We start from the raw sequence: 26,326 nt of genomic DNA, 5'->3' as shown, positions 1-26,326 counted from the left end.
GTAAATTGGCAATAGATAAAATCGTCATCAAAGGTGCAAAAGTTCATAATTTAAAAAATATAGATGTGGAGATACCGCGGGATAAATTTGTAGTAATAACTGGTCTATCTGGTTCTGGCAAATCTTCCCTGGCATTTGACACCATCTACGCTGAGGGTCAAAGAAGGTACGTTGAATCTCTCTCTGCGTATGCAAGGCAGTTTTTAGGGCAGATGGATAAACCTGATGTGGAGTACATTGAAGGCTTATCGCCTGCGATTTCCATAGATCAGAAGACTACCAATCGAAATCCTCGCTCAACGGTTGGGACAGTTACAGAAATATACGATTATTTGAGGTTATTGTACGCAAGGATAGGCGTGCCGCATTGTCCTAAGTGCGGTAAAGAGATTTCAATGCAGACGGTAGACCAGATGGTAGACAGGATAATGAAATTAAGTGAAGGTACAAGGATACAAGTACTTTCTCCAATAGTTAGAGGACGGAAAGGCGAATACCAGAAGCTTATAGAGGATATCAAGAAAAGCGGATACGTTAGAGTGAGAATAGATGGAATAATGTACGATTTAAGCGAAGAAATAAAATTAGAAAAGAATAAGAAACATACAATTGAGGTTGTAATAGATAGAATCATTATAAAACCACATATCGAATCAAGACTTACAGACTCAATTGAATCTGCTTTGAAATTATCCGACGGCGTTGTTACAATCGATGTTATAGATGGAGAAGGGTTTACCATGTCTGAAAAGTATTCATGCCCTGACTGCAATATAGGTATAGAAGAACTATCTCCAAGGATGTTTTCTTTCAATAGTCCATACGGGGCTTGCCCAACTTGTGCAGGACTTGGCGAATTTATGAGAATAGATCCAGAGTTGCTTATAAGGGATAGAAGCAAGTCGTTGAAAGATGGAGTGTTTTCTGGATTTATCGTTTCACAGGAAAGTTACACATATCAAAATATTTTAAGCCTAGTAGAAAGTTATGGATATAGTGAGAATACTCCATTAGAAGAGTACAGCGATGATTTAATAAATATATTGTTGTACGGGAAAGATAAAAACGGTAAAAGGCATGGATTTGAAGGAATTGTAAATAATCTTGAGAGAAGATATAATTCTACAAATTCAAGCTTTATGAGGGAAGAAATCGAAAAGTATATGAGACCAATTGTTTGTCCTGATTGCCATGGTGCTCGCCTAAAACCTGAAGTGCTGGCTGTTACAGTAGGCGGTATGCCAATAAATAAGATAACCGATCTATCTGTGACAGAACTTTTGAGATTTATGGATGAGCTTAAATTGACAGAGAGAGAAGAGTTTATAGCGCATCAGATAATAAAGGAGATTAAAGCGAGACTTAATTTCTTAAAAGACGTAGGACTTGATTACCTTACTCTTTCAAGAAATGCAGGCACTTTGTCAGGTGGAGAGTCTCAGAGGATAAGGCTTGCTAGCCAGATAGGTTCAGGATTAGTAGGGGTCACTTATATACTTGATGAGCCTAGCATTGGGCTACATCAAAGAGACAACGAAAGGCTTTTAAATTCCCTTAAAAAGTTAAAAGATCAAGGAAATACGTTGATTGTTGTAGAACATGACGAGGATACGATGTTTGCGGCTGATTACATTGTTGATGTAGGTCCAGGGCCTGGAGAACACGGTGGTAAAATCGTGGCAGCAGGAACAGTAGAAGATATCATGGCATGTGAAGAATCTCTTACTGGTCAATATTTAAGTGGAAAGAAAAAAATAGATGTTCCTAAAACGAGGAGAAAACCTAATGGTCACTATTTGACAGTGCGTGGTGCTAGCGAAAATAACTTAAAAAACATCGATGTGACATTTCCTCTTGGGATTTTGATATGCATAACAGGTGTGTCCGGGTCAGGTAAAAGTACACTCATAAATGAAATACTTTATAAAGCGCTTGCACAAAAATTGTACAAAGCAAAAGACTTGCCTGGCAAATACTCATCTATAGAAGGGATTGAATTTATCGATAAAGTGATAAACATCGACCAGTCACCTATAGGCAGAACTCCTAGGTCAAATCCAGCCACATATACAGGTGTATTTGATCCAATAAGAGAATTGTTTTCAAATACGCCGGATGCCAAGATGAGAGGTTATAAACCTGGCCGCTTTAGCTTCAATGTTAAAGGCGGAAGGTGTGAGGCTTGCAGTGGAGATGGTATAATAAAGATAGAGATGAATTTCCTTCCTGATGTATATGTACCGTGTGAAGTCTGCAAAGGCAACAGGTATAATAGGGAAACTTTGGATATAAAATACAAAGACAAGAATATTTCTGATGTTTTAAATATGACGGTGGAAGAGGCATTAGAGTTTTTTAAAAACATACCAAGGATAAAAAGCAAACTTGAGACATTAAATGATGTTGGACTGGGGTATATTAAGCTGGGGCAGCCTTCCACACAGCTTTCTGGCGGCGAAGCCCAAAGGGTTAAGCTTGCAACAGAATTGTCTCGTCGTTCAACAGGGAAGACTGTGTATATACTTGACGAGCCGACTACAGGTCTTCATTTTGCTGATGTAGATAGGCTTCTAGACGTTTTAAACAGGCTTGTGGATGGAGGCAATACGGTCATAGTGATAGAACACAACCTTGACGTCATTAAATCAGCCGATTATATTATCGATATGGGACCTGAAGGCGGTGACAGAGGAGGAAGGATTGTGGCTACCGGTACACCGGAAGAAGTGGCTGAAAACAACTTTTCATATACTGGGCAGTTTTTGAAAAAAATTCTTGCCAGACAATGAGGTGTTTTTATGTATCAACTGGCAGCAAATATATTAAAATATGTATTATTACTGCTTATATATCTATTTTTGTACAGAGTTTTTAAAATTATATATCTTGATATAAAAGGCGTAAGAAAAGAGAGAGAAGTGACAAAGGCAAAACTGGTGTCACTTTCTGGTAGGGGCAGCTTTAATCTTTTTGAGGTGACTACGATAGGAAGAGCTGATGACTGTGATATAGTCGTGGAGAATCCTTACGTTTCCAGCAAACATGCCATGATAAGGAAGAAAGGTAAAAAATTCGTCATACAAGATTTGAATAGCACCAATGGCACATATGTAAATGGAAAGCGTGTCAAAAATATAGCTAGGATTAAAAACAATGATGTAATAAAATTTGGCAATGAAGAGTACAGATTTTTGATTTAAGGTGGTATTTTAATGGAAGAATATGTTAAGACAGGCTCAAAGGCTATGAAAGATATCTTTTTGATATTCGTAATAGCGTTTATGCTGCTTTTCATATATCATAAGCCTAAAGGCTTTGATACAATATACCTTACAATAGCCTTTTTGCCACTTATTTATATCGTATATTATCTACATGTCAGATTATTTCCAATGGGAGAAATTCAGCTTATAATTTTAAGCTCTTTTCTGGCAGAGATGGGCCTTATAATGATATACAGAGTAGCGCCGGATTTGATTTTAAAACAGATTGCGTGGATTTTTATTGGTTTCATCCTGTATTTTGTTTCATCTTACGCTTGCAAATACTATGACTTCTTTTATAAATTCAAATATGGAAATTATGTGTACTTGGCAATATCATTTATATTGCTATTTTCTACGTTTGTATTAGGTAAAGAAATTGGAGGTTCTAAAAACTGGCTTACTTTTGGCTCCATTTCAGTGCAGCCGTCGGAAATTGTAAAGATAATATATATAATTTTTCTTGCAAGATACCTAAAGGATAATAAAACTGCAAAAGATATAATTAAAGTTGGTGCAATAACAATCGTTATTGTTGGAATTTTAGTCATTGAAAAAGATCTGGGTACTGCCCTTTTGTTTTATTTGACCACTACATTTATGATATTTGCTGCAACGTCAAGCCTTTTGTACACTGCAGCAAGCGTTGCTTTTCTTGGATTTGGTGGAGTAATTTCATATTTTCTTTTCAACCATGTTCGCGTGAGGATTCAGGCATGGCTAAATCCATGGATGGATGTTCCTGGAAAGACGTATCAGATAGCTCAATCGCTTTTTGCAATTGGTGCGGGTGGATTTTTCGGTACCGGCCTTGGTATGGGGCATCCTGAATATATTCCTGTTGTGGCCAGTGACTTTATTTTTTCTGCTATAAGCGAAGAATTTGGTATGTTAGGTTCAGTTGCGATAATTCTAGTGTATTTTGTAATCATGTATAGAGGCATAAAAGTTGCACTTGATGCAAAAGATGACTTCGGAGCATTAATTGCGATAGGTCTTACAAGCATGTTTAGCTTGCAGGTTTTTACTATTATAGGCGGCGTCATTAAGTTCATACCACTTACAGGTGTAACACTGCCTTTTGTAAGCTATGGAGGCAGCTCAATGGTAATGAGCTTTATCACATTGGGTATGTTGAATGGTATCGCAGTAAGAGAGGATGAGGATGTTGAACAGTATGAACCGCAACATTAAAATACTTTTTGCCGTCTTTTCAATTCTATTTTTAAGCCTTATTGCATATTTATCGTATTTTCAGTTATATGAAAAAAACAAGCTTATAACTAGTTCATATAGTGTATACAACAAAAGACTCATTGAGCAGGAAAAGAAGATTTTAAGAGGCAGTATATACGATAGAAATGGCAATGTTCTAGCAAAAAGCACTATTGTAAATGGTGAGCAGATAAGGCAGTATCTTGATGGTGTTCCATTTGCAAATATAATTGGCTACAGCCGGAGAATATATCAGCAGGGTAGTACAGGAATAGAAAACACATACGACAGAGAGCTTCTCGGAATGATAAATACAGATCCGATGACTTTTTTAAGGGAGACTGTTTTAGGGAAAAGCCAGACAGGTGATGATGTTGTACTGACTGTAGATAAGAGATTGCAGGATTTGGCTTACAATTTATTAGGCGGCAGAAAGGGTGCGGTGGTTGCACTAAATCCAAAGACAGGTGAAGTTCTGGCATTGGTATCATCACCATCATACGATCCAAACACGCTTAGTGAAAATTGGGACAGCATCATGAACAGCCCTGATCATCTGGTCTTAAATAGAGCGACACAGGGCTTGTATCCACCTGGTTCAATATTTAAAATAATTACTGCTTCTGCTGCTTTGACATATAAGCCTGACATTTATAATCAAGTATTTAATGATCCAGGTTATGTAATTGTTGATGGAGATAAAATAACCAATTATGACAGTATAGCATATGGAACAATAGGCTTTCAAAAGGCGTTTTACGTTTCTTCAAATACATCATTCGTAAAAATTGGACTTCAGGTGGGAAGGTCTGATCTTGAGTCTATGGCAAATAAATATGGGTTAAACGATAGTGTTCCATTTGATATACCTGTTGAAAAAAATCAGTTCCCGTCAATTCCTTTAATAAATGGGAAAGTTCAATTGGCAGAAAGCTCTATAGGTCAGGGTAAAACATTAGTTACGCCATTGACAATGGCATTGATGGCATCTGCGCCTGCCAACGGTGGAGTAATAATGAAGCCTTATCTGATGGATTACGTTAAAAACCCTGTTACGGGCGAGATATTAGAAAAGACAACGCCAGAAAAATATCTAAATCCTATAAGCAAAGATGTGGCAGATAAGATAAAGCAGCTTATGATAGGTGTTGTGCAACAGGGTACGGGCACAGCGGCACAGATACCGGGCATAACAGTTGCAGGAAAGACCGGCACTGCTGAAAATCCACAAGGACAGGCACATGCTTGGTTTGTAGGATTTGCGCCTGCAGAAAATCCTAAAATTGTTGTTGCTGTCATAGTTGAAAATGGAGGTTCTGGCGGAGCTGTTGCGGCACCTATTGCTAGGGAAATAATGAGAGCATATTTGGGATATTGAGATTATTCTTTTTCAGCATACATTAATGAGTCTCATAAGGTGATGATATGGTTAATATTGAGGAAAAATTGAAGTTGCTGCCGGAAAAACCCGGCGTTTATATAATGAAAGATTCAAGCGGAAAGATTATCTATGTAGGGAAAGCTGTAATTTTAAAAAATCGAGTAAGACAGTATTTTCAAAATCAGGCAAACCAACTACCAAAAGTTAGAACAATGGTGAAACATATTGCTGATTTTGAATACATTGTAACAGATACAGAGCTTGAAGCACTCATATTGGAATGCAATTTGATAAAAAAACATAAGCCTAAGTACAACATATTATTAAAAGATGACAAAAATTATCCGTATATAAAGATAACCGTAAATGAAGATTATCCGAGAATACTCTTTACAAGAAGAGTTGAAATGGATGGTGCCAAATATTTTGGACCTTACAGTAGTGCCTTTGCAGTTCGTGAGACTATAAAACTTTTGAGGCATATGTTTCCACTTAGATCGTGCAATAGAAATATAGAAAAAGATATTGGCAAATGCAGAGAGTGCTTATATTATCACATAGGATTGTGCTCTGCTCCATGTACAGGACAAATATCAAAAGACGATTATATGAAATTGGTAGATGATGCCGTAATGTTTTTAGAAGGCAAACACGATGTACTGCTTAAAAAATTGAAAGAAGATATGGAGAAGGCCGCAAAAAACATGGAATTTGAAAAAGCTGCAAAGCTTAGAGATCAGATATATGGTATCGAGAAGACATCTGAAAAACAGAAGATAATTTCTACATCAGGTGAAGATCAAGACGTCATATCAATGGCTAGAAGTGCGGATGATACTTGCATCCAGGTGTTTTTCATAAGGGGTGGAAAAGTAAGTGGAAGAGAGCACTACTTCTTGAAAAATACTGATGAAATGAGCAGAGGCGATATAATGTCATCGTTTATCAAACAGTTTTACGATGGTGCGCCGTATATACCAAAGGAAATAATAACAGACGTTGATATGGATGAAAAGCATGTTTTAGCAGAATGGCTGTCAAATAAAAGAGGAAACAAAGTTATGATTTCGTTTCCTTTAAGAGGAAAGAAAAAAGAACTTGTCGATATGGTTTATGAAAATGCCCTCGAAGCGTTGAAAAATGACATCAATTTAAAGATGAAAAGGCAAAAAAATGATGCTGTATCGGAGCTATCCAAATTGCTTGGTCTGGAATATGCAGAGAAAATTGAAGCCTTTGATATTTCAAACATAAGAGGGACTGACAATGTTGCATCTATGGTTGTATTTCTTGACGGGAAACCCCACAAATCGTCATATCGGAAATTCAACATAAAGACCGTTGAAGGTCAGGACGATTATGGAAGCATGAGGGAAGTCATTTTAAGAAGGATAAAACATGGAATAGAGGAGCGAAAATTGATTGACGATGGAGAGCTTCAAGAGGATAAAGCTAAGTTCCATATAATGCCTGACTTGATACTTGTTGATGGTGGACTTGGCCATGTAAATACGGCAAAAGAGGTGTTACGTGAATTAAATATGGATATACCTGTATATGGAATGGTGAAGGACTCAAAACACAGAACAAGAGGGCTAGTATCGCCTGATGGGGAAATAGATATGCCTATGACGGGGAAAGCTTTTAGACTTGTGGCAGAAATACAAGAGGAAGCACATAGATTTGCTATAACATTTCATAAGGAAACGAAAAGCAAAAAATTAAGAAGTGATCTTTTAAACATTTCAGGCATTGGAGAAAAACGCATGAAAGCTTTATTTGAGGCGTTTAAGACGATAGATGGCATCAAAAATGCTACAGTAGAGGAGTTAAAAAAGTAGATGGAATGAATGAAAAAGCGGCTAAAGCTGTCTATGATTATTTTAGGAAATAGAGGTATCATTGGGTAGATGATACCTTTTCAAACGTAACCAAGCAAACCTCTGACGGAGACGTCGCCGGATGCGATAGTTTTTTTCTCACCATTTTTAAATACAACAATTAGATTGCCGTCATCGTCGATATCAACAGCACGCCCTATGCATTCATTGTTGTTTATTATTACTTTTACATCTTTGTTTAGCGTCAATGAATATTCTTTGCATAAATTTCGTATAGATGAAAATCCATTTATTAAAAATATCCTATAGTATTTTTCAAAATTATTAAGTATCGATGCTGTCAGAGGCTTTCTATCTAAAATTTTGCCTGTTTCAATAGAGAGGGATGTTGCCTTGCCACACAAATTTTCTGGAAAATTTTGTACATTTACATTTATACCGATTCCAATTACTATGAAATTTACTCGATCTATTTCCCCATTCATTTCTGTAAGTATTCCGCAAACCTTTTTACTGTTTATTACTATATCATTTGGCCATTTTATGCCAGATCTTATATCAGCTATTTCTTTAATGGTTTCTATGACAGCTACTGCTGCAACTTGCGTCAGCTTGACTGCTTCATTAGGACTTAAGTTCGGCTTAAGAATTATAGACATCCATATTCCTTGCCCTTTATTTGAAACCCAGTGCCTGCCCATGCGGCCTCTTCCCGATGTTTGTTCTTCTGCAACAATCGCTGTACCGTCTGTGGCGCTTGGTGCAATTTCTTTTGCATAATCATTTGTGGATGATATGCTTTCAAAGTGTAAATAATTCCTGCCTATGAATTTTGTTTTTAAATATGGAGAAATTTCCATATAATCTATGATATCGGGTTCTTCCATCAAAAGATATCCAGATTTGTGTTTCGACTCTATGATGTAACCATCCGATTTCAATTCATTTATGCATTTCCACACTGCCGTTCGAGACACGTTTAGCATTTCGCATAATTCTTGACCTGATATATGTTTGCCTTTATTTGATTTTAAAATTGATAAGATATCATTTTTTAACAAAGCCCACTCACCTTCAACTATAGATTCAAGTTTATTATACAGTAAAAATAATTTTCGACAAATAGTTTTGTTAAACAAAGAGACAATTTTAACTTTTCAGGATTAACATTAATTGAAATAAATGTTCAGATAATTTTTGAATTACAATGAATAAAAATGTATTGACAACATATATAGAAGATGATAAAATAATTACGAAAATACGTTATAAAATTTAGGGTTGTTACTGATTCGATCAGGCGATACCTTAGCTAATCTAGGATATTTGATTAATATTCTGGATTGACTAAGGTTTTTATTTCTTTAATGAGCATATATGTGAGGTGGGAGTGGGCACAAATGATAATAGAAAAGATATTTAATAACAATGCCATAGTAGCCAAGGATTCAGATAATCGTGAGTTAGTTGTTATGGGGCGTGGAATTGGATTTAAGAAGAGTGTTGGCGAGAAGGTAGACGAAACTTTAATTGAGAAAACGTTCATACTTAAACAAAATGATGCTTCAGAAAAATTTAAATTATTGTTAGAGGATATTTCCACTGAATACGTTTCGGTATGCTATGACATTATTGAATATGCAAAAAATATGCTAAATACAAAACTAAATGATTATATATACGTTACCCTCACTGATCATATTTACAATGCTATTAAAATGTTTGATGAAGGTTTAGAAAATCCTAACCCATTGATTTGGGAAATTAAAAAATTTTACCCTAAGGAATTTCAAATTGGATTAAAAGCATTGGAGTTTATTGAAGATGAGTTAAATAAAAAACTTCCAGATGATGAGGCTGGCAATATAGCTCTTCATTTAATAAATGCACAGATAAATAGCTCATTCAATAAAGTGGAAAATGTAGCTGAACAAACAAAAAAAATACATGACATTTTAAATATTGTTATGTATACCTATGGCATCACACTAGATGAAAAATCTATCAGCTATGAAAGATTTGTTACTCATTTAAGATTTTTTTTCCAAAGGCTGAATAAAAAAGAACAGGTGAAGGAAGTGGATGATTATCTATTTAAAAAAGTTAAGACAAAGTATAAAAAAGCTTACGATTGTATGCTTAAGATAGAAAAATATTTAGAAACTGAGTTATCAAATGAGGAAAAACTATATTTAACTCTTCATATTCAGCGTGTTACTCAAACATAAATTGAATAATTTTTGGATTGTTACTGGTAATGCAGGCGAGACCAAATCAGATAGTATAAAAATTATACTGTCTATTTGTTCTCGCCTTTTTTATACAAATTAAAAAAATTATTAATTCAAAAAGGAGAGATTGTCATGAAGTATGAAAAATTAGCCAAAGACATTATAAAAAATGTTGGCGGCAAAGAGAATGTAATTAGTTTAACCCACTGTATTACACGTCTTCGCTTTAAACTAAAAGACGAAAGCAAGGCAAATACAGAAGCTCTTAAAAAAATGGATGGTATTGTTACCGTTGTAAATAGTGGTGGGCAATATCAGGTTGTTATAGGAAACCATGTACCAGATGTATATGCTGATGTTGTTGCTATAGGAGGTTTTCAGACAGAAGGTAAAGAAGAAGCAGCCTCAAGTGAAAAGAAAAATTTATTTAACAGTTTCATTGATACCATTTCAGGTGTATTTGCGCCAACGCTTGGTGTACTTGCCGCAACAGGCATGATAAAAGGCTTAAATGCATTATTTGTGGCTTTACATCTTCTAACTGCTACTTCAGGAACTTATCAGATTTTAAATGCCATAGGAGACAGCTTTTTTTACTTCTTCCCAATATTCCTTGGCTTTACAGCTGCTAAGAAATTTAATGCCAATCAGTTTGTTGGCATGACGCTGGGTGCAATACTTGTTTATCCAACGTTTGCTAGTATAATGGCAGGAAAGCCTTTGTACACATTATTTAATGGGACGGCAATTCAATCGCCTGTGTATTTAACTTTCTTAGGTATTCCTGTTATATTAATGAATTACTCATCAAGCGTTGTTCCTATTATATTAACCGTATATGTTGGATCTAAAATTGAGAAATTCTTTAGGAAGATAATACCTGATGTAGTTAAAACATTCTTAGTGCCGTTCTTTACGCTTTTAGTAGTTGCTCCTTTAGCTTTAATAGTTATAGGACCTATAGCAACTTGGGCAGGTAAATTACTTGGCGCATTAACGATTGCTATATACAACTTAAGTCCGATCATTGCAGGATTATTTATGGGTGCTTTTTGGCAAATATTTGTTATTTTTGGATTGCATTGGGGACTTGTAGCAATATTGATCAACAATTTAGCGGTGCTTCATTATGATCAAATTATTGCAACCTATTTTGGAGCTTCTTTTGCACAAATAGGTGTTGTATTAGCTATTTTAATTAAAACAAAGAATTCTAAATTAAGAACAATAGCAATACCTGCATTTGTTTCAGGGATTTTCGGTGTTACAGAACCGGCAATATATGGTGTTACATTGCCTCGTAAAAAGCCATTCATACTAAGCTGTATAGCAGCTGCAGTAGGCGGTGGCATTATGGGATTTATGGGAACTAAAATGTATATGCTTGGTGGACTTGGTATTTTTGGAATTCCAAGCTACATTGGTCCGCATGGAATAGATAGAGGATTTTACGGTGCTATAATAGGCATTATCGTAGCATTTGTATTAGGCTTTATATTAATGTTCTTTGGTGGTTTTAAAGACGAAGAAACTAAAGAAGAGGTAACTAGTGGAGACACACTAATAAAGCAAGAAACTGTAGTTAGCCCATTAAAAGGGGAAGTCAAAGCCTTATCAGAAATAAAGGACGAGGCTTTTTCAAAGGGTGTACTAGGCAAAGGTGTTGCAATCGAACCAACAGAAGGCAGGATAGTTGCACCTGTAGATGGAACTGTAACAACTCTATTTCCAACTGGCCATGCTTTAGGAATTACAAGCGATAAAGGTACAGAAATTTTAATTCATATTGGTATGGATACAGTTCAATTGGAAGGGAAATATTTTCATGCTAAAGTAAAACAAGGTGATAATGTAAAGGCAGGTCAGGTACTGGTAGAATTCGATATTGATGCTATAAAGAAGGAAGGCTATTCTTTAACAACACCTATAGTGATTACAAATTCAAATAATTACTTGGATGTTATTGAAACAGATAAAAAGACTGTCAACTATAAAGATGATTTATTAACAGTGATGATCTAGATATTTAGCAGAAATTAAAATATTCAAGCATCAGAGGTGAAGCTAAGTGTCTCTGATGCTTAAAAACCAATTTACAAGGAGGAGAAATGAGATATGGAAAATTTGATTAAGAAATTCCCGGAAGGATTTTTATGGGGAGGAGCTACTGCTGCTAACCAATGTGAAGGTGCATATAATGAAGGTGGTAAAGGATTGAGTACTGCTGATATTTTGACAAGTGGAAGCCGTACAACTCCAAGACGTATTACTCCAGTCTTAGAGGAAGGAGCATATTATCCAAGTCATGAAGCAATAGATTTTTACCATCGCTATAAGGAAGATATAAAATTATTTGCTGAAATGGGCTTTAAAGTCTTTCGTATGTCAATTGCTTGGACAAGAATATTTCCAAATGGTGATGATGCTGAACCAAATGAAGAAGGTTTAAAGTTTTATGACAATGTTTTTGCAGAATTAAAAAAATACAATATAGAACCTTTAGTTACAATATCACATTATGAAGCACCATATAATTTGACTAAAAAGTATAATGGATGGGCAAATAGAAAAGTAATAGATTTCTACGTTAAATACTGCGAAACTATATTTAAGAGGTACAGAGATGTAGTTAAGTATTGGCTGACATTTAATGAAATTAATGCCTTAACAATGCCTTTTGGAACTTTTATAGCTGGTGCAATTATGCCAGAGGGAAATGGTGAACTCACCAACAGCAAATCAAACAATGAGCAGATTAGATATCAAGCACTTCATCATCAGCTTGTAGCAAGTGCAAAGGCAGTGAAATTAGGCCATGAAATTAATAAAAACTTTAAGATAGGCTGTATGATTGCATATATGTGCACTTATCCTTTAACCTGCAAGCCTGAAGATGTATTATTAGCACAACAAAAAGATAATTTAAGCAACTTTTTGTGTTCAGATGTTCAAGTAAGAGGTGCTTATCCTGGTTTTGCAAAAAGGTATTTTAAGGAAAATAATATAAATATAGTGATGGAAGAAGATGATGAAAAGACATTAAAAGAAGGCTGTGTTGATTTTTATACATTTAGCTATTATATGTCAAACTGTATAAGCTCTGATCCTAATCAAGAAGAAATCGGCGGTAATCTATCAATGGGACTAAAAAATCCATATTTAAAAGCAAGCGATTGGGGATGGCAGATTGATCCAAAAGGATTAAGATGGACTTTAAATAACATATACAACAGATATCAAATTCCTATTATGGTTGTTGAAAATGGCTTAGGTGCAGTTGATACTGTTGAAGAAGATGGTTCAATCAATGATGATTACAGAATAGAGTATTTAAGAGAGCATATTAAGGAGATGAAAGAAGCAATTGCTGATGGAGTTGATTTAATTGGTTATACTACATGGGGATGCATAGATTTAGTTAGTGCATCTACAGGGGAAATGGAAAAACGCTATGGCTTTATCTATGTGGATAAAGACAACGAAGGAAAAGGCACACTAAAAAGAATTCCGAAAAAAAGTTTTTATTGGTATAAGAAAGTAATTGAAACAAACGGTGAAGAATTATAATAACAAGTATTTTAAATAAATTTGATGCCCTACTTTTGATGTATGATAAGTAGGGCAATTTATTTAGGTAATTTATTTACATCTTAGATATAAAATAATATAATTAATGTAAAGCCAGCAAGTGCCGATTAGGAGGTAATAGATTTGTTAAGTGTATCAGTTCCGGATTTGATAAAAGATTTGGATTTGGAAGTAGTAGTAGAAGCTAACGAGAAGATCGATATAACGACAAGTGATGTAAACAGGCCTGGTCTTCAGTTTTCGGGATTTTATGAACATTTTGCAAATGAACGTGTGCAAGTTATTGGAATGGTTGAAACAGCGTTTATTGATAGGATGCCTTTAGATGTACTTGCAGAACGTGCCGATAAGTTTTTTGAATATCCGGTACCGTGCGTAATTGTTACAAGAGGATTAAGCATAAAGAGGGAGATTGTGGAGGCGGCTCAGAAATATGGCAGATATCTTTTAAGGACAAAGGAATCCTCTACGAAATTTATAAGCAGGCTTATCAACTATTTAGAAGAAAAATTGGCACCTCAGATTACTATTCACGGTGATCTCGTTGATGTCTATGGTGTTGGGGTCCTTTTGCTTGGAGAGAGTGGTATTGGGAAGAGTGAGACTGCACTAGAGCTTATAAAGAGAGGTCACAGGCTTGTGGCTGATGATGCTACAGAGATTAAAAAAATAAGCGATTATGTTTTGCAGGGCAGTTCACCTGATATAATAAGGCATTATATAGAGATAAGAGGAATAGGGATTCTTGATATTAGGACACTTTACGGTGTGGGTTCTGTAAGGGATACTATGAATATTGATTTGGTTATACAATTGGAAGAATGGGATGAGGACAAGTATTATGATAGGCTTGGTCTTGATGACGATTACATAAAGTTTTTGGACATCAAGGTTCCAAAATTGACGATACCTGTAAGACCAGGAAGGAATCTTGCCATAATTGTGGAGGTTGCAGCGATGAACCATAGACAAAAACAAATGGGTTATAATGCTGCACATGAGCTTAACAAAAAATTGTTGAAACAAATTTCAACTTAAAATATAATTGTTGTAGCAATCGTATTGAATTTCTTACATATGAAGGGGATGTAAATTCTGATGAATCTTTTACTTGACACACATACACATACAGTAGCAAGCGGTCATGCGTACGGCACGATAATGGAAAATGCAAAAGAGGCTTCAAAGAAAGGTTTAAAGCTTATTTGTATGACGGATCATGGTCCTAAGATGCCGGGAGGACCTCATATTTTTCACTTTGGAAATTTAAAAGTCATGCCTAAAGAGATAGACGGTGTAGAAATATTGAAAGGTGTTGAAGCTAATATAGTGGACAGAGATGGGAGCCTTGACATTCCGGAAGAAATTTTAAAAAGATTGGATGTGGTTATTGCCAGCCTTCATGATGTATGTTTTCCTTATCGGGATATAGATTCAAATACTGAAGCGATTATAAATGCAATGAAAAATCCATACGTAGATATAATTGGACACCCAGGAAATCCTATTTTCGAGATTGATGTTGACAGGGTTCTTGATGCAGCAAAAGAATATGATACATGCATTGAGATTAATAACAGCTCTTTTGTTTCATCTAGAGTTGGAAGCTACGACAACTGTTTATTAATCGCCAAGAAGGCTGCAGAAAAAAATGTCAAGATTTGTGTTGGAAGCGATGCACACATATCATTTGATGTAGGCAGGTTTGACAAAGCATTGGAAGTAATAGAAAAAGCTAATTTAAATGAAAGTCTTATATTAAATACAAATGTAGATAAATTTAAAGAATACTTAAAGAACAAGGGAAAGCTGTAAAGATTTATTCAACAGGGGGAAAGATAACATGAGAATTGGCGTCGATATTGGTGGAACAAACATAGCTGTAGGATTAGTCAATGAAAAAGGCAAAATAATGGCAATGGGTTCGAGACCTGCAGAGCCTAAAAGAGGCTATGCTGCAATCGCAAAAGACATTACAGAAATTTCATTGGAATTAATAAAAAGATGTGGTCTTGATATTTCAGATGTAGAGTCTATGGGGATTGGTGTTCCCGGCGTTGCAGATAACGAAAAAGGTATTGTTTTAAGAGCTGTAAATCTTTATTGGACAAAAGTTCCGTTGGTAAAGGAAATACATAAATACATCGATATACCTATAAATATGGACAATGATGCAAATGTTGCTGCACTGGCAGAAGGAATATTTGGAGCAGGAAAAGGAACAAATTCATCTGTCACTATAACTTTAGGAACTGGTGTTGGCTCAGGATTCATATTAAATGGAAAAGTGTTTAATGGCGCACACCATTTTGCGCCAGAGCTTGGGCACATCGTTTTAGGGGACAATGGCGTTATGTGCAATTGTGGCAAAATTGGCTGTTTTGAGACGTATGCGTCTGCAACGGCTCTCATCAGAGAAGGCAAGAAGGTTGCAATGAAGGACAGCAATTCACTTATCTTGAAACTGGCAGGCGGTGAAATAGAGTCTATTACAGCTAAAAATGTCATTGATGCTGCAAAACAATTTGATGAAGCAGCTATGATGATTTTCAATGATTATGTGAAGTATCTTGCAATGGGAATTGTGAACATTATAAATATACTTGATCCAGAAGTTATAATAATCGGTGGCGGTGTCGCTAATGCTGGAGATTTTCTTTTAAAGCCGCTTAAAGAAGAAGTAAGTAAAAATATATTATTCAAGGATCTGCCGTATGCTGACATTAGAAAAGCTGAGCTTGGAAATGACGCAGGAATAATAGGTGCGGCAATTCTCTAAGAAAAGGGGTTTTAATGTGAAGATATATGAATTTTACGAAAGAAATACAAAATTAAAAGATCATGTTGCAATAAAATTTAAAGATGAAATAATTACATATGGTGAGTTGCCAAAATACGTCGATAGCTATGCAGCTTACCTGCAATCACTGGGTGTTAAGAAGGGTGACAAAGTAATACTTAGCATGCCTAACTGTCCTGAATTTATCTTTGCATATTTAGGATCGGCAAAGGCTGGTGCTATAACAATTCCATTAAATCTTATGTATACAATGGAAGAAATACAGTATGTTGTGATGGAATCTGGTGCAAACACTATTGTAGTTCATCCTGTTGTACTTAAAAATGTAGATACTTCAGCATTTAGTAAGCTAAATTTAAAAAATGTAGTTGTTTTAAACGACGATACAAAGAAAAAAATAATGAAACACACTAATTACGTTCCTGTAGAAATAAATGATGATGATGTATGTACATATCTTTATACATCTGGTACAACTGGTAAACCTAAAGGTGCAATGCTTACACATAAAAATTTTGAAGCAGATGTTGTTGCGATGGATGAAATATCGGATCTTGGTCCAAGTGACAACTTTTTATGTGTGTTGCCGCTTTTTCACAGCTTTTCTTGGGCTGTAAATGTGCTGCTTGCATTTTATCTTGGAAGTACTGTAACTATAAAGGACAGCTTTATGCCCAAAGACACATTGGAAACACTTTTAAATGAAGATATAACAGTATTTTGCGGTGTGCCATCTATCTTTGCATTTTTAATAAGAATGGTAGAAAAAGGTCAATTTAAAGCATTGAGGCTTGCTATTTCAGGTGGTGCGCCGTTAGCACCGGAGATACAAAGGGGATTTGAAGAGAAATTTAATTTTCCGCTTGTTGAAGGTTATGGATTGTCAGAGGCTGCGCCTGTAGCATTACTGAATCCCCTTGGAGCTGATGAAATAAGGAAGCCAGGCTCTATAGGGCTACCTCTTCCATGCAATGAAGCTAAGATAGTAGATGAAGACGACAATGAGGTGTCAGTTGGCGAGGTAGGTGAGCTTATTTTAAAAGGCTCCAACATAATGGTAGGATATCATAATATGCCTGAGGAGACAGCAAAAACTTTGAGAAATGGATGGCTTCATACGGGTGACCTTGCGAAGAAAGACGAAGATGGATATTATTACATAGTTGATAGACTGAAAGACATGATTATCTTGGGCGGGTTCAATGTATATCCCAGAGAAGTAGAAGAAGCACTTATGGAGCACCCTGCAGTAAAAGAGGCTGCAGTAATTGGAGTAGGCGATAAATATAAGGGTGAGGAAGTAAAGGCATTTATCGTGCTAGAGGATGGAAAGACTGCAGACAGAAAAGAGCTGCAAAGCTTTTTGCACGACAAATTGGCAAAATATAAGATACCTAAAATATTCGAGTTTGTAAATGAGCTTCCAAAGAGCCCAACAGGTAAAGTCATGAAAAAACTTCTCAAATAAATTAATAGAAAACTTGAAAGTCATGCTTAAAGCGGCATGGCTTTTCATTTTGAGACAATCTCGGTTTTAGTATAAAATAGAAGTATTTTGAAGAAATTCGATGATAGATGTTGTATATCATTCTAAATCAAATATCTAGATAAATTATTGGGATTGACTTATGGCAAAATCTGTTTTACTATTGTTATGTAATCCGTTACGTAAATTGTTTTTGCAGTAGTGAAAAATAAGTTATTATTCCTAAAAATTCACCTAAACTACATAGTAATCAATTACGAAGGAGTTGTTATGATAACGATAAAAGATGTTGCAAAAGAAGCTGGTGTTTCAGTTGCTACAATATCAAGAGTCCTTAATAACAAACCTGGCGTTTCAGATGAAACTAGAGAAAAAGTTTTGTCTGTGATAAAAAGACTAAACTACAACCCCAATCTTTTAGGCAGAAATCTGCGTAGAATGGAAACAAAGATGGTACTTGTGCTGCTTCCTGCAATATCAAATCCATTCTATGCCAGAATAGTTAAAGGAATAGAAGATGTGGCACAAAAAAATGGATATGGTGTAATGCTTTGCAACACTGATTCTGATATTGAGAGAGAAAGGATGTATTTAGAGCTTTTAAAAAATAAGCTTTCTGATGGAGTTATTTTTATGGCTCCTGAGATTGATGAGGAAGAGCTTAATGACATAGGAGAAAAATATGCAGTTGTGCAGTGCTGCGAATACAAGGAAGGTGCTAATGTTTCACATGTGTCTATAGATAACTACAAAGCATCATATAAAGCGGTAAAACACTTGATAGGATTGGGACATAAAAATATAGGGTTTATAAGCTGTAAGAATAATTTTCTGTCGACGAAGCACAGAGAAGCAGGATATAAAAAAGCTTTGGAGGACTCTGGAATTGAATTTAATACTGATTACATCCGGTATGGTGATTATTCATTTAAAAGCGGCTTCAGAGCAGCACAAAGTCTCTTAAATGATTTTAAAGAAATAACAGCAATATTTGCCATATCGGATATCATGGCAATAGGTGCTATAAAAGCATGTTATGAAAATGGGCTGAAAGTTCCTGATGATATTGCTATAGTTGGATTTGATAACATAAGTTTTGCTCCAATGTACAATCCATCTCTTACAACGGTGTCCCAGCCTAAATACGATATCGGTTGTACGGCAATGGAGTTGCTTATAAAGCAAATAAAAAATAAAGGGGGGTATAGAGAGAATATAGTTTTAGAGCATGAACTTATAATAAGGCAGTCTACTGTAAAATAGAAGGAGGAATTTTTGTGGGAGAAAAAGTTAGAGTTGGAATAATAGGATGTGGTGGCATAGCCAGTGGAAAACATATGCCAGCATTATCAAAGTTAAAAAATGTCGAGATGGTGGCGTTTTGTGATGATGATGAAGAAAGAGCATTAAAAGCTGCGAAAGACTACGGCGTAGATGGTGCAAAAACTTATAAGGATTATAGAAAACTGCTGGAAGATAAGACGATTGATGTGGTACATGTTTGCACTCCAAATAAGTCACATGCTGATATAACGGTTGATGCATTGGAATCTGGGAAACACGTAATGTGTGAGAAACCAATGGCAAAGACTGCTAGTGATGCAAAGAGAATGCTAGATGCAGCAAAAAAGACAGGGAAGAAATTGACTATAGGATATCAAAACCGTTTTAGACCTGACTCACAATATTTACATAAATTGTGTCGAGATGGTGTACTTGGAGAAATATACTTTGCAAAAGCACATGCAATAAGACGCCGTGCTGTTCCTACATGGGGAGTATTTTTAAACGAAGAAGAGCAAGGAGGAGGCCCGTTAATCGATATAGGGACACATGCTCTTGATCTTACATTATGGATGATGAATAACTATAAGCCTAAATACGTTGTTGGCAATACTTATCATAAACTGGCAGAAAGAAGAAATGCAGCAAATGCTTGGGGACCATGGGACCCGGATAAATTTACCGTTGAAGATTCGGCTTTTGGCTTTATAACCATGGAAAATGGTGCAACGATTATACTTGAGTCAAGCTGGGCTTTAAATTCCCTTGATGTGGATGAAGCAAAGACGACGTTGTGCGGGACAGAAGGTGGAGCAGACATGAAAGATGGGCTTAGAATCAATGGAGAGATGAATGGACGATTGTACACTACAAAAATCGATTTAAGTTCAGGTGGTGTGGCATTTTACGAAGGAAAGGCAGAAGATGCTGCTGACTTAGAGGCAAGGTTGTGGATAGAAAGTATCATCAACAATACGGAACCTGTTGTAAAGCCAGAAGAGGCATATGTAGTATCACAGATATTAGAGGCTATATACACATCTTCAAAGACTGGTAAGCCAGTATATTTTAACGAATAGGGTGATTTATATGGATATACCTTTGTCATTACAGCTTTATACCTTAAGAAATGAGATGAAAGAAGATTTTATAGGGACTTTAGAAAAAGTTGCTGAAATAGGATATAAAGGTGTTGAATTTGCTGGATATGGTGGCCTAAAGGCATCAGAACTAAAAAAACACCTTGAACGTCTTGGATTAATTCCTACTGGAAGTCACATAGGATTAGAAATTTTAAAAAATAGACTTAACGAAGAAATAGAGTACAATTTGGAAATAGGAAATAAATACATTGTATGCCCCTGGAATAAATACGAAACAAAAGATGATTTCATCGAAGCCTCAAAACTTTTCAATGAAATTGGAGAAAAATGTGCCGATAAAGGATTGATTTTTTGCTATCACAACCATAACCATGAATTTGTAAAATTTGATGGCGAATATGGATTAGATCTAATTTATGAAAATACTGATTCAGAATTTTTAAAAGCGGAGATAGACACGTATTGGGTTAAGTATGCAGGTGAAGATCCTGTTAAGTACATTAAAAAGTACAGTGGAAGAGTGCCATTGGTTCATTTAAAGGACATGGAAAGTGATACGAGGGACTTTGCAGAAATTGGCGAAGGAACTATGAATATTGAAGATATAATAAGTGCATCAATAGAGGCTGGTGTTGAGTGGTTTATAGTCGAACAGGATATATGCAAAAGACAGCCTATTGAAAGTGCTAAAATAAGCTTTAACAATATCAAAAAAATGTGAGGAGAGATAAAATTATGCATCTTGGATTTTTAACAGTATGCCTTGGAAATATGGAGCTTAAGGACAAAGCGAAGTGGGCATCGGAAAATGGGTTTAAATCTTTAGAAATTGCTTGTTGGCCACAGGTAAACAGCAGAGATTACTCTAGCTGTGATATAGATGTTGAAACATTGACAGAAGAAAAAGCTGAAGAGATAAAGAAATACATGAAGGATTATGGTCTATCTATATCATCTTTGGCTTATTACGACAACAACTTGGATCCAGATTCTGAAAAAAGAGCTTATATAAATAATCACACTAAGAAATGCATTGATGCTGCAGTTATGTTAGGTACATCTATGGTTGGAACTTTTATAGGGAGAGATCCCAATAAAAATTTGAAGGAGAATTTTGATGAATTTGAAAAAGTGTTTGGCGACATTGTTGGTTATGCAGAGAGCAAAGGTGTAAAGATTATAATTGAGAATTGCCCTATGGAAGGCTGGCAGAAAGAAGGACTTCCAGGAACAATATCATTTACTCCTGAGCTTTGGGAAGAGATGTTTAGAAGGATACCATCTATGAATTTTGGGCTCAACTTAGATCCATCGCATCTTTTATTTCAGCTTATAGATTATTTAAAAGTTGTTCCAGCGTTTAAGGACAGGATATTTCACGTTCATGCGAAAGACGCTGAAATCTTTAAGGATAAGCTTGAATGGTACGGGGTATTTAATAGACAGTTTCCTAAAAAAGGTGAAACGGGTTATTGGAGGTTTAGAATGCCAGGTCTTGGCCAAGTAGATTGGGATAGATTTATAAAGGCGCTAAAAGACATAGGTTACGATGGCGTTATAAGCATTGAGCATGAAGACCCACTGTATGAAGGCAGCGAGGAAAAAGTCAAAGAGGGATTGAAATTAGGGTATGATCATTTAAAACAATTCATATAAATACTTCACATAGGCAAGTAGTCGAGTCTACTTGTCTATAAAATGTTTTTATTTAATCACAATAGGAGGTAGAAAGATGCCAATAAAACTTGGAATAATAGGCTATGGTGGCATGGGAATGTGGCATCATAAAAATGCCCCAAAAGTTAAAGGTGTTGATGTAGTAGCGGCGTACGATATTGATGCATATCAAGTCGATGTAGCGAAAAAGGCTGGACTTAGAGGATATGATAAGTTGGATAAATTTTTAAAGGATGATGAAGTAAATACTGTATTAATCGCAACTCCCAACGATGTGCATAAGGATCTTGCAGTTGCATCAGCCAATGCTGGAAAGAATGTCATAGTTGAAAAGCCTGTTGCAATGTCGATGAAGGAAATAGATGAAATAATAGAGGCTGCAGGAAAGAATAATGTAGTATTTACAGTACATCAAAACCGCAGATGGGATAAAGACTTTAATAAAGTAAAAAAGGCTATAGAATTAGGCATGATTGGTGATGTATATACAATCGAAAGCAGAGTACACGGTGCAGGTGGATTGATTTACGGTTGGAGGAATAAAAAAGAGTGCGGCGGTGGGATGCTTTTAGATTGGGGTGTCCACCTTATAGACCAGATTCTGTATATGATTCCCAATAAAGTAGTTAGAGTGTACGCTGAACTATTTAGCGTATTAAACAAAGATGTGGACGACTATTTCAAGCTATTGATGAAATTTGACAATGGGTTATCTGCACAAATAGAAGTTGGAACATTTTGTCTAAAGCCGTTACCGAGATGGTTTGTTGGAGGAGACAAAGGGACATTGGTAGTAGATGATTTTGAAGGGCATGGCGAAATTGTCAAGCTAAATAAGCTTGCCGACAGATTTGATGCGGAAATAGTAGAGACAACAGCAGGACCGACCCGTACATTTGCGCCGAGGCCGGAAGAAGTAAAAGATCATTTTGAGCTTCCAAATGTAGATACGGAGTGGATAGAGTTTTATGCAAATGTCCGCGATACGATCGAAGGAAAAGCAGAGCTTATAGTAAAACCAGATGAAGTAAAAAGAGTTTACTCGATAATAGAAGCTGCGTTTAAATCAAGCGAAACAGGAAAAGCTATTGAGCTATAAAATAAAATATATTGCGGGAAGCGACGATAATCGATCACAAAGCTTTTATTTTAAACAAGATTAACTAGATGGAAAGGTATGTATTTTGCAATATTTTTGCTATATACATACCTTTTTATATTTTTAAAAAATGATATAATTAAAGAAGGAATAATAAATGGTGGTGATAAAAATGTCAAACTCAATCAATGATAAATTGGATAATATAATATATGAGAAAGTAAAAGCAATGCCTAAAGATGAACAGAAAGAAGTTTTAGATTTTGTAGAGTATCTAATACAAAAGAGGTTAAAGATTGTAAAAGATATGTTTGAAACAACAAAGGAAACTAAAAAGATATTAGAGGGATACGGCTATTCAGAAGAAAATATTTCTGATTTGGTAAAAGAAATAAGGTATACAAATGATTAGAGCATAATCCCCTTTGCATAATGCACAGGGGATTTTTTATATCATATTGAAAAGAGCATCTTTTTCTTGGAAAAACCTCATTATATAGCATATTTCATCATCTGGTATTATTATAGAATATTTTGTGTTTAAATGCGTCAATGCTTTTTTTACTGCGTTGTACAATGATTTGTTGTTTTTAATATATTCTTCTTTTCCTATATACTCAATGCTTTTTTCTCCTTTTTTGATTCTGCTTACCATAAAAGCAAAGTGAAGTATTATGCCAAGCAGCATGTCATCATCAAAGCAAATTGACAGCGTGTCGCAAAGCTTCATTATAGTGTTTTGTATATCGATGTAGAGTTCCTCGCCATCGATGTTATGGATGTTTTCTTTCAATACATTGCCCATCTTGATAAGGGTTGTCTTAATATCAACTATCTCCTGCAATTCTTTTATGACTTTCAAGCTTAAGACGTCATTCATGCTGTACTGTTTAATATTAGTATCCAATGGAAAAGACGATACGATAAAAGCTATTTCCATGTTTTCCTGGATTTCGTTTATTTTCTTCATTGTCATGTGTTTATCAAGGCTGTCAATTGGTATTATGTCAAATAAATCTTTGTCGTACTTTAAGTTGTTTTTTAAGAAACTTTTGATTGCAACAGAGGCGCCTTCCCCAGTGAGACATGCTGTTATGATTGCGATTTTCTTTTTGCCGCTTATCAGTGGGGCGAAATCCATGTTGTTCTCCATGTACGAATTTATCGATTGTACGCTCATGTAAATATTGTTAAGAGGCATACCTAATAGCGCTTTTCTGGTAGCTTCGATGACGTGGAGAGTGGAAATAAGCGGTATAACTTTTACTGGAACATTAAACTCTTTTTCAATCGTTTCGCCAAATGTTGTAAGGGAGCCCATGTCTACTAAAAGAAGGTATCCTGCCTGATTCATATCATTCCTCACGTAGTCTTTCAAGCTTTCTAAGACTTCAAGAGGACTTTTGTCAAGATGAGCGTCTAAACCTATTGCATAATTTTCGCCCAACAACTTATTAGCCACATCTGCCATGGAGGTAGCGGTAGAATTGCCGTGGGCGATTATTATCACCTTGACTTTCTCGCTTTGCTTATTGATGTATTCTTTGTCCGAAATGAGAAATATTGCGATAAATCCAGCTTCATCTTCTGGAATCGAAACGTTCAAATATTTCTCTATGATTTTTTTAGCTTCAATCGCAACTTCAAATTCTCTTGGGTACAATTGCTTTATTTTTGACAGTTGAGGATTTACAATAGGCTTATTTTTGTTGACCCTTTCAATAAGCGTGTTTAAGTGCAAAGCAAGTGCAGTATAGCTGTTTTGACTGAGATCTTTCCCAAGTAGTTCGGATACCAGTTCTGCAATCCTGTCTGTAATGCTTACTATGTCTTCTCCTAAGATATGAATTAAATTCTGCTTGTTTTTCTCATCTGTTATACCGTATATCTGTTTGTGGAAGTACTTTGCTATGTCTTTTTCCAAAATTGATTCAATGTCTATATCAGATATACCTTTTGCTTTAAGCTGCCTTAGTCTGTCGTTTATTATCTCGTAAATGCTGTTATCGTTAGATGCGGTTGGAATCTCCTCTATTTCATTTGTAGGAGAAAACTTAAAGAACTCTATATCATCGCCTATGACTTCATTCCAAAGCATTCTATGCTGTTTATCTGTGTATAATCCCTTCTTTATATAATCAGGCAAGTCTCTGCTGCAGATCCTTATGTCGTTTTTCTTGTTAGTCAAAAATTCTGAATAGACCTTTGCGCATATAAGTTTGACATCACTTTCTAATTGACCGATATTGTTTGGACAGTCATATGAACAAAATGCCCTCATGGAATTAAGTGATACAAATATATCCCTGTTTAGCTTTATGCTTTCGTGTTTAAAGAACCTTTTTAAAAGGTAAAACCTTTCTTCCAAAGTCCTATCTCTAAGTGGCGGTATTTTAATTATCATCGGTATTCTTCTGGTAAATGTATTTAAAAGGGATGAAGAAGGATCCTCAGTTGTAGCCGATATGATTAGTACGTCAGATGTCCTGTTTTCCACATCGCCAACTCTTCTAAAATACCCAGTATCGAGGAAAGTGAATAAGATCTCCTGCCCTTCAGGCGGCAAGCGATGAACTTCATCAAGAAATAAGATTCCTCCATTTGCCTTCTCGATTAACCCTTCTTTGTCTGTATCAGCGCCTGTATAAGCCCCTTTTTTGACTCCAAATAACTGCGCTGTCAAAAGCTGAGGATTGTTGCTGTAATCTGCACAGTTAAATGCTATAAATGGAGCGTCAGGCTTTTTCACACCCATATCTATGGCGTATTTGTGCATAATTCGCGCAAAAGTTGATTTTCCTACACCTGTTTCACCCAATATCAAACAGTGGATTCCCTTGGGAGGATATAAAATAGCAGCTTTTGCTTGTTCTCCAGCTTGTTTTAGGCTTATATTGTTTTTAATAAGCATGTCCAGTTCATACAATTTGCTGTCACTGGAGTTGCTTTTTGTGCTTTCAAACACGGGTGAAAACAGTACTGGCCTGCCATCTGACTTTACGACTTTTCCCTCTTTACACAAAAGATTTAACTCATGACTAACGTTTGCTCTCGACATATTTAAAGCATCTGCTAATGTTTTTGCATCTATACCTTTGCCCTTATTTAGCTCTATTAATTTTTTAAAAATCAAGTCTTTTCTTTTCAATTTAAAGATCCCCTTTACCATGACGATTTCTTTCTATCATACCTCTATTATATATTTTGCTGTAAGTTTTTCAATAGTGATTTAATAGATTAAACACTATTAAAACATTAAAACACTAAGAAAAATTTATAAAACAATATGCGATTTTTATTAAACACTAAAAAACACTGTTTATTTTAATATGTTTTTCATGTGAAAAATGTGGTGTTT

The 26,326-nt window shown here is 35.5% G+C and carries 19 protein-coding genes and 1 pseudogene; 18 read left to right on the top strand and 2 right to left on the bottom strand.

Features of this window, described 5'->3' with window-relative positions; genetic code table 11:
- Nucleotides 1-5: 5 nt before the first annotated feature.
- From uvrA to uvrC, 5 genes and pseudogenes are all read left to right on the top strand, one after another.
- On the top strand, nt 6-2,789 hold the full coding sequence (gene uvrA / locus Q2T46_RS05005) for an excinuclease ABC subunit UvrA (protein ID WP_303264007.1): 2,784 nt from the start codon (nt 6-8) through the stop codon (nt 2,787-2,789).
- Nucleotides 2,790-2,798: 9 nt separating this feature from the next.
- Nucleotides 2,799-3,200, top strand: coding sequence for an FHA domain-containing protein (locus tag Q2T46_RS05000; protein ID WP_303264008.1), 402 nt, complete (start codon nt 2,799-2,801; stop codon nt 3,198-3,200).
- A gap of 12 nt (nt 3,201-3,212) precedes the next feature.
- Nucleotides 3,213-4,457, top strand: a complete 1,245-nt coding sequence (locus Q2T46_RS04995; protein WP_303264009.1) for an FtsW/RodA/SpoVE family cell cycle protein — start codon at nt 3,213-3,215, stop codon at nt 4,455-4,457.
- Nucleotides 4,429-5,856: a penicillin-binding protein 2 gene (locus tag Q2T46_RS04990; RefSeq protein WP_303264010.1), complete on the top strand. Its 1,428-nt coding sequence runs from the start codon at nt 4,429-4,431 to the stop codon at nt 5,854-5,856. The genes Q2T46_RS04995 and Q2T46_RS04990 overlap by 29 nt, the downstream gene beginning before the upstream one ends.
- A gap of 47 nt (nt 5,857-5,903) precedes the next feature.
- Nucleotides 5,904-7,753: pseudogene (gene uvrC, locus Q2T46_RS04985) on the top strand (excinuclease ABC subunit UvrC).
- A 27-nt stretch (nt 7,754-7,780) separates the two neighbouring features.
- Here uvrC and Q2T46_RS04980 read toward each other — a convergent pair.
- Nucleotides 7,781-8,761 carry a biotin--[acetyl-CoA-carboxylase] ligase gene (locus Q2T46_RS04980; protein WP_303264011.1) on the bottom strand — a complete coding sequence of 327 codons (981 nt, stop codon included), beginning with the start codon at nt 8,759-8,761 and terminating at the stop codon, nt 7,781-7,783.
- Nucleotides 8,762-9,100: 339 nt separating this feature from the next.
- Here Q2T46_RS04980 and licT point away from each other — a divergent pair, with 339 nt between their 5' ends.
- From licT to Q2T46_RS04915, 13 genes are all read left to right on the top strand, one after another.
- Entirely contained in the window at nt 9,101-9,928 is an 828-nt protein-coding gene (gene licT / locus Q2T46_RS04975; protein WP_303264012.1) for a BglG family transcription antiterminator LicT, read from the top strand.
- Nucleotides 9,929-10,063: 135 nt separating this feature from the next.
- Nucleotides 10,064-11,953, top strand: coding sequence for a beta-glucoside-specific PTS transporter subunit IIABC (locus tag Q2T46_RS04970; protein ID WP_303264013.1), 1,890 nt, complete (start codon nt 10,064-10,066; stop codon nt 11,951-11,953).
- A gap of 93 nt (nt 11,954-12,046) precedes the next feature.
- Complete coding sequence (locus Q2T46_RS04965) at nt 12,047-13,498, top strand: glycoside hydrolase family 1 protein (protein WP_303264014.1); 1,452 nt, start codon at nt 12,047-12,049, stop codon at nt 13,496-13,498.
- A gap of 144 nt (nt 13,499-13,642) precedes the next feature.
- Nucleotides 13,643-14,557, top strand: a complete 915-nt coding sequence (hprK, locus tag Q2T46_RS04960) for an HPr(Ser) kinase/phosphatase (protein WP_303264015.1) — start codon at nt 13,643-13,645, stop codon at nt 14,555-14,557.
- A 60-nt stretch (nt 14,558-14,617) separates the two neighbouring features.
- Nucleotides 14,618-15,334 carry a phosphatase gene (locus Q2T46_RS04955; protein ID WP_303264016.1) on the top strand — a complete coding sequence of 239 codons (717 nt, stop codon included), beginning with the start codon at nt 14,618-14,620 and terminating at the stop codon, nt 15,332-15,334.
- 28 nt (nt 15,335-15,362) lie between these two features.
- Nucleotides 15,363-16,298 (top strand): ROK family protein, encoded by a 936-nt coding sequence (locus Q2T46_RS04950; RefSeq protein ID WP_303264017.1) that lies wholly within the window; start codon nt 15,363-15,365, stop codon nt 16,296-16,298.
- 16 nt (nt 16,299-16,314) lie between these two features.
- Nucleotides 16,315-17,787, top strand: coding sequence for a long-chain fatty acid--CoA ligase (locus Q2T46_RS04945; RefSeq protein ID WP_303264018.1), 1,473 nt, complete (start codon nt 16,315-16,317; stop codon nt 17,785-17,787).
- 288 nt (nt 17,788-18,075) lie between these two features.
- Nucleotides 18,076-19,068, top strand: coding sequence for a LacI family DNA-binding transcriptional regulator (locus Q2T46_RS04940; protein ID WP_303264019.1), 993 nt, complete (start codon nt 18,076-18,078; stop codon nt 19,066-19,068).
- Between the two features lie 14 nt (nt 19,069-19,082).
- Entirely contained in the window at nt 19,083-20,168 is a 1,086-nt protein-coding gene (locus Q2T46_RS04935) for a Gfo/Idh/MocA family protein (protein ID WP_303264020.1), read from the top strand.
- Nucleotides 20,169-20,178: 10 nt separating this feature from the next.
- A complete protein-coding gene (locus tag Q2T46_RS04930) occupies nt 20,179-20,913 on the top strand; it encodes a sugar phosphate isomerase/epimerase (RefSeq protein WP_303264021.1) in 735 nt (244 codons plus the stop codon).
- Between the two features lie 14 nt (nt 20,914-20,927).
- A complete protein-coding gene (locus tag Q2T46_RS04925) occupies nt 20,928-21,848 on the top strand; it encodes a sugar phosphate isomerase/epimerase (protein WP_303264022.1) in 921 nt (306 codons plus the stop codon).
- A gap of 76 nt (nt 21,849-21,924) precedes the next feature.
- Nucleotides 21,925-22,968, top strand: a complete 1,044-nt coding sequence (locus Q2T46_RS04920) for a Gfo/Idh/MocA family protein (RefSeq protein WP_303264023.1) — start codon at nt 21,925-21,927, stop codon at nt 22,966-22,968.
- 157 nt (nt 22,969-23,125) lie between these two features.
- Nucleotides 23,126-23,380 (top strand): DUF2281 domain-containing protein, encoded by a 255-nt coding sequence (locus Q2T46_RS04915; RefSeq protein ID WP_303264024.1) that lies wholly within the window; start codon nt 23,126-23,128, stop codon nt 23,378-23,380.
- Between the two features lie 36 nt (nt 23,381-23,416).
- Here Q2T46_RS04915 and Q2T46_RS04910 read toward each other — a convergent pair whose 3' ends face one another.
- Entirely contained in the window at nt 23,417-26,116 is a 2,700-nt protein-coding gene (locus tag Q2T46_RS04910; protein WP_303264025.1) for a sigma 54-interacting transcriptional regulator, read from the bottom strand.
- Nucleotides 26,117-26,326 lie beyond the last annotated feature (210 nt).

This window comes from Thermoanaerobacterium sp. CMT5567-10 (genome assembly GCF_030534315.2).
Taxonomy (GTDB): Bacteria; Bacillota; Thermoanaerobacteria; order Thermoanaerobacterales; family Thermoanaerobacteraceae; genus Thermoanaerobacterium.
This window is presented reverse-complemented; position numbering and strand designations above follow the sequence as displayed.